Origin of the sequence: Anabaena sp. UHCC 0253 (genome assembly GCF_009712085.1) — a bacterium.
GTDB lineage: Bacteria > Cyanobacteriota > Cyanobacteriia > Cyanobacteriales > Nostocaceae > Dolichospermum.
Genome location: NZ_VILD01000001.1, coordinates 934,540 through 945,358 on the forward strand (window position 1 = coordinate 934,540; position 10,819 = coordinate 945,358).

A 10,819-nucleotide genomic window follows, 5' to 3' on the forward strand; every position below is an offset into this window, starting at 1 on the left:
ATTGCCTGATCATCACCCACGAGGGTGTGGTCTAGATCAGTAATAAATAGAAATTGTTGCAAATTATACTCCATATTTTATCTGACAGGGCGATCGCCTGTTTTTTACCGTCAACTCTACCAGAAAAAAAAATATTTACTATAGTGGTGAAAATGACCTTGACATTTTACCCCATACCAGCGATAAAGGTCAAGCAATAGAGTTTTTGCGAAGGTTTACAGTATTTCCGTTTCTTAAATAAAATGATTAGCTATCTCAAAGGTATCGTTGCTGGTGTTCAAACCCTTGGCTCTAATCGCGTCATCTTGACGTTAGAAGTAAATGGCACGGGTTATGATTTGCAAATTCCCCAACGTCTGTCCAAGCAGTTAACATCAACAGGTGATGTAGTACAAATTTTTACCCATTACCAGATTCGGGACGAAATACCCATGCTTTACGGTTTTTCTTCCCCCTCCGAACGGGATTTATTCCGCCACTTGCTCAGTGTCAGTGGTATTGGTTCAGCATTAGCGATCGCTCTCTTGGATACAATGGAATTACCAGAGTTAGTCCAAGCTATTATTGCTGGTAATGTGCAAATATTAATTCAAGCCCCTGGTGTGGGTAAGAAAATCGCTGAACGCATCTGTTTAGAAATCAAAAGCAAACTAATCGAATGGCGCAAATCAGCAGGCTTCTTCGTCGCTACAGGCGGACCGGCACCAGGAATTTTAGAAGAAGTGCAAATGACTCTCTTTGCTTTGGGATATACTGCCCATGAAGTTAGTCACGCCTTGCACGTAGTTAGCGAAGATATTGGTTTACCCAAAAATGCCTATGTGGAAGATTGGATTAGACAAGCGATCGCTTATCTCAGCAGTAGTGAAGTAAAGTGTTCATAATTCATCATGAATAATAATCCTTATGCTTGGATAAACGAATCTCTGGCCACCATTCATCGGGCTGACTGGTATCGCTCCGTACAAACGATTCACAGCCGACCCGGTGCAACTGTGGTATTATCTGGGCAAGAGGTTATTAATTTTGCCAGTAATGATTACTTAGGACTAGCAGGAGATGAACGCTTACAAACAGCCGCCATTAATGCTATTCAAGGATTCGGCACTGGTAGCACAGGTTCGAGGTTACTCAGTGGGCATCGAGAATTACACAGAGAATTAGAACAGGGCATAGCATCTACTAAACAAACTGAAGACGCATTAGTATTTAGTTCCGGTTATTTGGCAAATTTAGGCACAATTGCCGCCATAGTCGGTAAAAGAGACTTAATTTTCTCCGATCAATATAACCATTCCAGCTTAAAAAAGGGGGCAACTCTCAGCGGTGCAACGGTGACCGAATATCCGCACGGTGGTACTGCAGCACTATTGCAAAATTTACAGCAACACAGAAAGAATTACCGACGCTGTTTGATCATTACCGATAGCGTCTTCAGTATGGATGGTGATTTATGTCCATTACCCCAACTGCTAGATTTAGCTGAAGAATTTAGCTGTATGCTATTACTCGATGAAGCTCATGCTACCGGAGTCATGGGAAAAACCGGCGCTGGCTGTGTAGAACATTTCGGGTGTACAGGTAGGGAATTAATTCAAATTGGGACATTAAGTAAAGCCTTGGGTAGTTTAGGCGGGTATGTCGCCGCCAGTAGCGCCCTAATTGACTTTTTACGCAATCGCGCCCCCAGTTGGATTTACACTACCGCCCTTTCCCCCGCAGACACCGCAGCAGCCCTAGCAGCCATCAAAATAGTCCAACAAGAACCCCAAAGGCGATCGCAACTCTGGCGAAATGTCAATTATTTAAAACAATTAATTCAAAATAATTTACCTAACTTAAAATTATTACCAACAGAATCACCGATATTATGTTTTCAATTGCCTAGTGCTGCCGCAGCATTAACAGCAGGAACACATTTACGAAAATCAGGAATTTTCGCCCCAGCCATTCGTCCCCCCACAGTCAGTACCAGTCGGATCAGAATATCACTAATGGCTACACATGAGTTAGGACATATTAAAAAATTAGTAGAAGTGATCAAAACAATGGAAGAATTAGAATAATTTATTTGTTAAAAACGTTAATAATATGTCTCCTCATATCCAAGCATTAATTTCCTTAATGGAAACTCTACCCTTAAATATCCAACAACAAGTAGTAGAACATCTCCAGGAATATATCCCACAATTTGCCAAAAATTTAGACGTTAATAACCTACAACCACCTGCGGACAATATTCAAGATTATCACCAGAAAATAGTCAAAACCAATGATTATTTATCAGAACTTTCCCCAGAAGAATTGGAAGTATTAAATAATTGCACAGAATTTCCTGTATGGTCCCCCTTTGATTCATTACAGTGAAAAAGAATATTTGATGATAGAAGTATAAAATTATCCGCGTTTATCCGTGTTCATCATCTTCAATCTGCGGTAAATTCCTTAGAGACTTTCCCAACATCTTCTCAGATACATTCATATCACCTGCTGTCATGACCTTTGAATTTCCTGATACCGCCCTTTCCGTAGCTGGTTTAACCGACTACTTGCGCTTGCTATTAGAACAAGATCAAATTCTCAGACAAGTGTGGGTGACTGGAGAAGTTTCCAGTACCAATCATCACCGAAGCGGGCTATTTTTTACATTAAAAGATACTGAGGGTACAGCCTCAATTAAGTGCGTAGCTTGGAATAGTCAAGTAGCAAAATTAGCACAAATGCCCGTTGCTGGTGAACAATTAATAATTTTAGGTAGTATTCGTATTTACCCTCAAAGAGGAGAGTATCAATTAACAGTATGGCAAGCTTTACCTGCGGGTGCAGGTTTACAGGCATTACGTTACCAACAATTGAAGAATCGCTTAGAAGCCGAAGGACTATTTGATACAGAAAGAAAGCGATCGCTTCCCCCACATCCTCAAATTATCGCCGTTGTTACCTCCCCCACCGCAGCCGCTTGGGGTGATATTCAAAAAACCCTCAAACATAGATATCCCGGTTTACACATCTTATTTTCTCCCGCAACAGTCCAAGGTGAACAAGCACCAGCATCCATAGTTAAAGCCATCGAACGAGTCAAACAAGATGGTCGAGCCGAAGTATTAATTTTAGCCAGAGGAGGTGGTGCAGTTGAAGAATTAGCTTGTTTTAATGATGAAAGAGTCATTATGGCGATCGCTAATTGTCCTATTCCCGTCATTACTGGTATTGGGCATGAAAGAGATGAATCCTTAACAGATTTAGTCGCTGATTTGTGCGTACATACACCAACAGCCGCAGCCGAAACCGTTGTTCCCTCACTATCTAATTTACAAATTCAACACCAGCAGCGAATTACAGCCTTATCTACAGCAGTCAATTCATCATTAGCAAATAGAGAAAAGCAACTCCAAGGGTTAAAACATCGCTTGCGTCAATTGCGGTTAGATAGACAAGTAGAACAGGAACGGCAAAAGTTATCTTGGAAACATCGGCAATTACTACAAATAACCACAGGACAATTACAACAAGCCAGCCAACATTTAGAAATGTTACGCCAAAAATTAGCCAGTATTGACCCCAAAGCCGTCTTACAGCGTGGTTATGCAGTAGTGAGAACAGAGAATGGAGTCATTCCTCGATCTGTATCAGAATTAACTATAGGGGAAAATTTGGTGATTCAGTTGGCACAAGGTAAGGTAACAGTTAAAGTTATAGAAGTTACCTGAAGCCTAAGTGACGAGAACGTATATTTTCAGACTTTAGACTTCATCCCAGGATGCTCTACTGTACAATGTAAGCCATGTCCTATCATGATTCTGTCTTATTACAAAAAATTTCTGCCCATATTTGTCAATCAATTATTGCTATTCAACAACAACAACCCGAATTATTGATTGCAAAATATCGAACTATTAACTGGCAAATACCTACAAATAAATCCGCCTTAAGTACAAAATTTAAAGCCATACTCAGTCAAACTCAAACCTGGGATGAATTATTACAAAAACTGCAATCATCACTCAAAGCAATTCTTGTTCCCCCTGCTTTTGACTCCCAATTATTATCAGATTTAATCTCCTCTATTCAACAACTAAATTCCGAAAATCCTGAATCAAATTCGCTACATTTTCCACAGCGACAATCTATTGGTATAGCAGTTTTACTTTTAGATGCAGAAAACCTCCAACTCAACACTCATACAGAAAAGTTTTTAACCACAATTTGTAATTGTCCTCTGCAAGTTAAAATTGCTTTTGCTAATTGGTCAAATCGGGGAAAATTAGATGTAGAATTACATGAACGGGGTTATGATTTAATTCATGTTCCTGCTGGTAGAGATAATGCTGATGGTAAAATGATTGCTATTGGTTCTTCTATTCATGAACGCTATCCCAATGTTCAAGAAGTTTTTGTTTGTTCATCAGATAAAGTAATGACAAACTTATGTAATATCTTACAGCAAAATGGCATATTAGTTTATCAAGTCAGTCAGCAAGGGGAAAATATTAAACTATTCAATAGTTCAACCAGTGAAATTATCAATCATTCCCTCAAACCCCTACCAGAAATACCATCTGTAGAGCAGTTTATTTCCCAAATCAAGGGGTTAATTAAATTGCAGCAAAAACAAACTGCAAGTTATTGGATTAAACTTTCTATCCTGTCTAAAATATTTAAAAGCAAATATCAATTAACTATTAGTCAGATAGTTGCTCACCACTTTCCTGGTAAAAAAGCTAGAGACGTATTTATTAACTATCCATCTGAGTTTGTAGTTCATCAAATTGATGAAAAATCTGAATTATATGTCACGGTATTTGAACATCATCAAACCAAGTTAGACAATAGTCAAGAAAATTCACAAACTCAACTTATATTATCTACTATTACTTCCCCACCAGAGTTAGAGCAAGCAATCAAAAATATTCTGACTGATTTAATCACAGCAGATCATCAGAAATCAGTTGATATTAGTATTTTAGGCAGTAAATTTTATCAACAATATGGTAAACCAATAACTGAGCAAATAAAACAATTACAAATTGGTGGTAGTTTGGTTAAATTTTTACATTCTTGCAATTCTTTAAAAATTCAGCAAGTAGGTAAAAAATGGGAAGTAAGTATTAAAAATTAACTCATAATCAAGTAGGCAATGTCTTTTTGTTATACAATTAATAGAGTGATATTAAACTCCTAATGTTACCCTTTTTCTGTATTCATATAAGTTACATTTTGTCAAAATAAATTAGATGCGTTTCCCTGTTTCATGATTTATGGTGAGCAAGATTTTTGATTTTTGAGCGATCGCCGAAAGCATCGCATTGCCGTGATGCACATTGGTAAAATAGTCGAACTAGAACAAAAAAAGCAGATTTTTGCCCATTCTCAACATCTCTTACACCTTTACGAGCAAGAGTTAGTTAGGATAATTTTCATAACAGAATACCCAAATTATTGCTAAACCATGGCAAAATAATAACATTATCCTAAAAAAACTGTGGGTGTAATCATGCAGAGTCGAACTACAAAAACCAGCCAAAATAACACCTCTGCACCACAGTCAAACCCCTTCCAAACCAGGCCATTTGAAAGTGATACCCTCAAAAAATCACAACCACCAAGTACAGACATAGACCTAGAAACAGAAAACGAACCAGGGAAATCCTATGGACTGGACTTGAAAAATGTTCCCATATTCCCACCCGAACCACCAACCCAACCAAATATACAACCTAAATTAACCATAGGGCAACCCAACGATAAATATGAACAAGAAGCAGATAACGTTGCCACAGAAGTAGTTAATAAAATCCACACACCACCCTCTACATCAACAATAGATTACCCTATTCAAACACAAAGAAAAAGAAATCCCACCCATCAACCATTCGATAGAGAAGTAGTAGGAATAAGTGTAGATAGAAAAGTAAATACACCTACATTTCAAGAAGTTCTAAATCTCCCTGGGATAGGACAACAGAATATTCAAACCAAAAGAAATCCCACCCATCAAACATTCGATAGAGAAGTAGTAGGGATAAGGGTAGATAGAAGAGTAAATAAACCCACATTTCAAGAAAATCAAAATCTTCCTGGGATAGGACATTTAAATCCCTAGAGAAGAATTCAATATGACCACTTTTGATGATCTGCTATCTATAGTAACTGACCCCATGATTAGCCCTGATGGGTGGGGTGACTACTATCTCGAAGTCGCTATTGAACTGGCTCAGAAGTTGAGTCAATCTGGAGAAATACAAGAGTGTCTTCAGCATTTGCCATTACTTGACCAAGAAGCTCAGATCAGGCTGATTCAGGTAATAACCAATTTTCCATCATCTCAATTGTTCGAGCCTTTACTTGGCTTGTTAGTAGAGGCAGATGGAGAACTGGCAGAAGTCTTGATTGACGGACTACGAACGTGGTCACTTAACCAAGAACAGAAACAACAGTTGTTATTAATTTCTAAAAAGTTTCGAGGTCAGTCAAAACTTTTGGATATGGTTATAAATGAACTGAATATTACCATCCGCTAACCGAAATTGATTAAGTTAATTTAGCCTATGTTAAATAAAGGCTCGGAAAAACCATAGATTTCTGTAGATTCGTAGAATTATTCAAGTTGGATTATGAGGTATTCAAAAATGTGGCGTTGCTGAATTGAGGTATGAAATTCCTAAATTGAACCTTTAAAACTCTTACCTTGATCTGTTTTAGGCGTACCTTTAGATATGATTCAGATGATCATTCAAGGAGGTATTAGTCTTGCAGAAATTGGGACAATGGCTTGGAATGGCATTAAGGAGGCCATACCAGGAATATTAATTGGGATTTTAGTAGAGAAATTAGTATCAATGCTTGTACCGGCGGCGGGAATGATATTAACTGTGATTGAGGGATTACAAGCAGCATGGGGAACAGCATCACAAATATTGCAAGTTTTTGAAAGATTTATTGCTTTCTTGAAGGCAATTAAATCAGGTACAGCAGGTCCATCTTTTGGTAGTTTGTTAGCATCTGCGGCTGTAACTGTGATTGATTTTGTTTCTAATTGGTTGATTAAGAAATTAGTAAGTGCTGCTAAGAAAGTGGCAGGGAAAATTAAGGGTATTGCTCAAGGTTTGAAGGATAAGTTTAGTAAGAAAGGGAAGAACAATAAAGATAAAGATAAGAAGGGTAGTAAGGATAAAAAGGGTAACAAAGATAAGAAAGGTAAAGATGATAAGAAAGATAAAGATAAGGAAAAAGATCAAGAAATTAAAGAGCGTGTAGAAAAAGTTGAACGTGAGTTAAAACCAAAAGTTCAAACTTTGATTGCTAAAAAACCTTCTAAATTAAGACTAAAAGCTCAATTAGCTATTTGGCGTTTAGCCTATCGTCTGCAAAAATTAGATGTTGTGGGAGAAAAAGGAAAATTTGATATTATTGCGAAAGTAAATCCCACTATAGATTTAGCAGATGGATGGACTTTCGATACTAATCAGGTATTATCTGTTTTGGAAAAAATTGCTTCAGAATATGTTACTGACGCAGAAGCATTGAAAGAAGGAACTTCAACTACACAAAGAGAATCCACAGATCCTATTTCCCTAGAATCAAGGGAATCAGGAACTTCATCAGTTACTTTGCGCGATCGCCAAGCATATCGAGATAGAAGAATAAAAGCTGAAGAATCAATTCCAGTCGCATCTGAAGGAAAAACTTCAACGATACCAGGGGAATCAACCTTTCTAGACTTAAGAGAACCAGGAAATGCTTTGACTAGTTTACGTGATCGCCAAGCATACCAGATCGGAACAACACAGAGTGGAAGCCCATTAGGTTACAAGCATCAGCCTACACCTATCAACGAACAATGGCAGGAGATAGCTGGTTTAGAATCTGATAGAGGAAATATGTACCCTACACTCAAAAAGCGACTTGCTGATGTCAAAGTGGGTGAGATGTTCACTAAAATTTTACGTGGAGAAGCATTACCCGATCTCCCAACAGACCAGAGAGAGGCGATTGGCGAACTTTTTGGGCTTTGGTATGCAAAAGAACCAAGCCATCCTAAAGGTACGCAGGGACACCGCCGCGATTTGGTGTATTCTTTAATGATTACACAGATGATGACACCAGAGACAGGAAAAGAACATCTCGATATAAATAAGGGTATTGATTTACATCCAGCATCTTTTGGCGGAGCGCAGCAAGGAGCTAGACGAGTAACCAGTGAAATGGAAAAAAGTAAAGACCCACCTCGCCAAGGAACAAAAATACGCCAAAAACGGGATGAACGATATAAACGAGAAAAAGATACGATTAAGGCATGGTTCAAAAGAAATATGACAGACTTACCTGTATTGACAAGAGAACCAACTATTGCTGATGTAGAAAATTTTGTGCGTCAGCAATTACAAAAATATATCAGGGGCAGGTATCACTAAAAAGGAGGTTGTATGAGTCAATTTGAAGGAGAAATTCTTGTCCTAGAAGAAGATATTAATTATGATGACTTCCTGGGTGTAGCACAGAAACAAGGCTGGATCAAGTACAAAACATACTTACCAGATGAAAAAAATAAGCGTTTTGAGGAAGTATGGGCAACACCAGACAAAGCGAATGCCATTCACTACATAGATGATTCAATAAGTGGTACTCGGTTTTTGTGGGTACGTGGGCCAGAAATAAGGCAGCTTTTGTTTGAGATTGTTAGAAGACTTCCAGCTTATGAACCTGAAGAATTAATTGAGATGGCTAGTACAGCTACTGAACATGACGAAGTGGTTGATGTACTCTTTCGGATTGCTGTGGGTTTTCCTAACTTCGATCCTCAAGTGTTTCGTGTGTTTGAAACCTACTTAAAACACCCTACTCCTCTGTTGCGTGAAGCTACTGTTCAGGCGATCGCTTATAGACTATGGCCTGAAAGTGTGAAACTGATCGAAAAAGTTGTACAGGAAGATACTGACGAAGATGTTCAACAATTTGCTCAAAGTATTCTTAACCAAATCAAGCACTAAAAAGTATAAATATGATAAACTAGTGATGCTAAAAATATCTATCTTCCACATTGGAAGTAATCTCAATATAACACAATCATCCACCAAATCCTTAATAATATGGGTTGCAAATTTGAGAACCCACAACAACTAGTTGATTCTTGGAATAATTGCTTGAATACACTCTGTCAGCTAAGTGATGAATGCTCAGATGCACTGATACAAATTGGGCAACAATTACTAAACTTTGTTGACGGAAATAATTCGGAAGTTGAATACAAGCTATGGATGGTTATTTATTCCAACGGCTAATTATAAAAAGTCCTTCAATTAAGGATGATATTATGGATTTTACCTGGGAAAACAATTGGTTACTATGGGGAAGACAAGAACAGGATATAGAAAATCAACTTCCTTTTGAACTAACTTGGATAACCTCAGATCAACAAACAGGGTTGCATTATATTGAAGACTATGTTGTTGGGTTTCCTTATTTAGTGATTAAGGGGAAAGATATGGAAAAAACTCTCTTAGAGTTGCAAGAGTATGAAATCCATTTTTATTCATTAGAAGAAATTATTGATTGTGTCAAAATAGCTACAACTATAGAAGAAATGAAAACTGCTATTCTTCATTTAGGTGTTGCGATTACTCAGCCTTATGATTCTGAGTTGTTTGACATATTATGTCAAACTCTAGAACATTCATCGCCAATTATACGGAACGTAGTAATTCAAGCGATCGCCTATATTGGTTGGACTGAATTTAAACCAATTTTAGAGAAAATTTATCAGAATGATTTAGATGATAAAGTGCGGAATAAGGCTTATATTTTGTTAGAATCTTTTGAAATAGTTGGTATCTAAAAATTTCATCTAAACTAGAAGCATAAATGACAAATCCAGATGAAGAAGTAAAAGAATTTGCCCACACTGTTTTCAGTTATTATGTTAATAAGCAAAATAACTACTAAAAACATGAATTTAAATACTCATCCTCTCCATCACCAAATTTTTCTACATTCCTCTTCCCACACAAATCTAAATCTGACAATAGTTAATATATCCTTAACCAAAGAAGAGAATAAATTAACTAATTGTCATATTACTTTCTGTATTAATTCAGAACTTTATTCTCGCATCATTAATGAATCATTATTTAACCTGAAACCAGAAGCATTAACTAATGAAACATTAATTGACTTTGATTCTACATTAGAAATTTACATAGAAGCTAGTGTTCATCCTCATTTACTTTCTCAACTAACTGAATCAGCAACCAATATTAACAACATAGCTAATTATCTAACTTCTGTAAATCAATCTCAACCAAATCATCCTTTATTTTTTACAGAAAATTGGTTTATTTTAGAAGTTAAACAAATTCAAGATCAAAAAGAAGTCGGTTATCGAACTTTCTGGAATTATATTAGTCCTAGTATTTTGGTAAAAGAGGATATTTCTCAATCTCAAATATCTACAGTTATCCTCAAATATTTTCAAGATTTGACTAATGATAACTTACCCAAACTTGCGGAAATAGAAACAGCAGAAACAATTACAGAAATTAGTAAATTATTAGAAGAATTAGCTAATATTCAATTTCAAAATATTGCCGAAGAAACTACCGCTGAATTAGTAGGAGTAATGGCTAAATCATTACAACAATGGTCAGATGAAAATCGTCATGGTAGCTATAAAAATGATCAATCTATATTTGCCAATGTAATCGCATTTTTTGAAAAAGATGATTGGCAATTTCGGAAAATTGATGATGAAGATTCTTTACTTTTGGCTTTTGAGGGCGATAATGGGAGATGGAATTGCTACGCCAAAGTTAGAGAAGAACAA

At 36.9% G+C, this 10,819-nt stretch carries 12 protein-coding genes; all 12 read left to right on the top strand.

Annotated features, from left to right (window positions below):
• The first annotated feature begins 133 nt into the window (after positions 1 to 133).
• Positions 134 to 241, top strand: coding sequence for an HAD family hydrolase (locus FJR38_RS04115; protein WP_371418142.1), 108 nt, complete (start codon positions 134 to 136; stop codon positions 239 to 241).
• A 1-nt stretch (position 242) separates the two neighbouring features.
• Positions 243 to 884: a Holliday junction branch migration protein RuvA gene (gene ruvA / locus FJR38_RS04120; protein WP_168500125.1), complete on the top strand. Its 642-nt coding sequence runs from the start codon at positions 243 to 245 to the stop codon at positions 882 to 884.
• Positions 885 to 890: 6 nt separating this feature from the next.
• The gene (gene bioF, locus FJR38_RS04125) at positions 891 to 2,066 is read left to right on the top strand and encodes an 8-amino-7-oxononanoate synthase (RefSeq protein WP_168500127.1); all 1,176 of its coding nucleotides are present in this window, start codon (positions 891 to 893) and stop codon (positions 2,064 to 2,066) included.
• 25 nt (positions 2,067 to 2,091) lie between these two features.
• Positions 2,092 to 2,367, top strand: a complete 276-nt coding sequence (locus FJR38_RS04130; RefSeq protein WP_168535546.1) for a hypothetical protein — start codon at positions 2,092 to 2,094, stop codon at positions 2,365 to 2,367.
• Between the two features lie 128 nt (positions 2,368 to 2,495).
• Positions 2,496 to 3,710 (top strand): exodeoxyribonuclease VII large subunit, encoded by a 1,215-nt coding sequence (xseA, locus tag FJR38_RS04135; RefSeq protein ID WP_168535548.1) that lies wholly within the window; start codon positions 2,496 to 2,498, stop codon positions 3,708 to 3,710.
• Between the two features lie 74 nt (positions 3,711 to 3,784).
• Positions 3,785 to 5,119: an NYN domain-containing protein gene (locus FJR38_RS04140; RefSeq protein WP_168535550.1), complete on the top strand. Its 1,335-nt coding sequence runs from the start codon at positions 3,785 to 3,787 to the stop codon at positions 5,117 to 5,119.
• Positions 5,120 to 5,494: 375 nt separating this feature from the next.
• Positions 5,495 to 6,103 (top strand): hypothetical protein, encoded by a 609-nt coding sequence (locus FJR38_RS04145; RefSeq protein ID WP_168500030.1) that lies wholly within the window; start codon positions 5,495 to 5,497, stop codon positions 6,101 to 6,103.
• 13 nt (positions 6,104 to 6,116) lie between these two features.
• Positions 6,117 to 6,521 (top strand): hypothetical protein, encoded by a 405-nt coding sequence (locus tag FJR38_RS04150; RefSeq protein WP_168500137.1) that lies wholly within the window; start codon positions 6,117 to 6,119, stop codon positions 6,519 to 6,521.
• A 195-nt stretch (positions 6,522 to 6,716) separates the two neighbouring features.
• On the top strand, positions 6,717 to 8,414 hold the full coding sequence (locus FJR38_RS04155) for a hypothetical protein (protein WP_168535552.1): 1,698 nt from the start codon (positions 6,717 to 6,719) through the stop codon (positions 8,412 to 8,414).
• A gap of 12 nt (positions 8,415 to 8,426) precedes the next feature.
• A complete protein-coding gene (locus FJR38_RS04160) occupies positions 8,427 to 8,990 on the top strand; it encodes a hypothetical protein (RefSeq protein WP_168535554.1) in 564 nt (187 codons plus the stop codon).
• A 323-nt stretch (positions 8,991 to 9,313) separates the two neighbouring features.
• Positions 9,314 to 9,835, top strand: a complete 522-nt coding sequence (locus FJR38_RS04165; RefSeq protein ID WP_168500141.1) for a HEAT repeat domain-containing protein — start codon at positions 9,314 to 9,316, stop codon at positions 9,833 to 9,835.
• A 111-nt stretch (positions 9,836 to 9,946) separates the two neighbouring features.
• Positions 9,947 to 10,819, top strand: an 873-nt coding sequence (locus FJR38_RS04170) for a hypothetical protein (RefSeq protein WP_168535556.1), incomplete at its 3' end; no start/stop codon positions are given.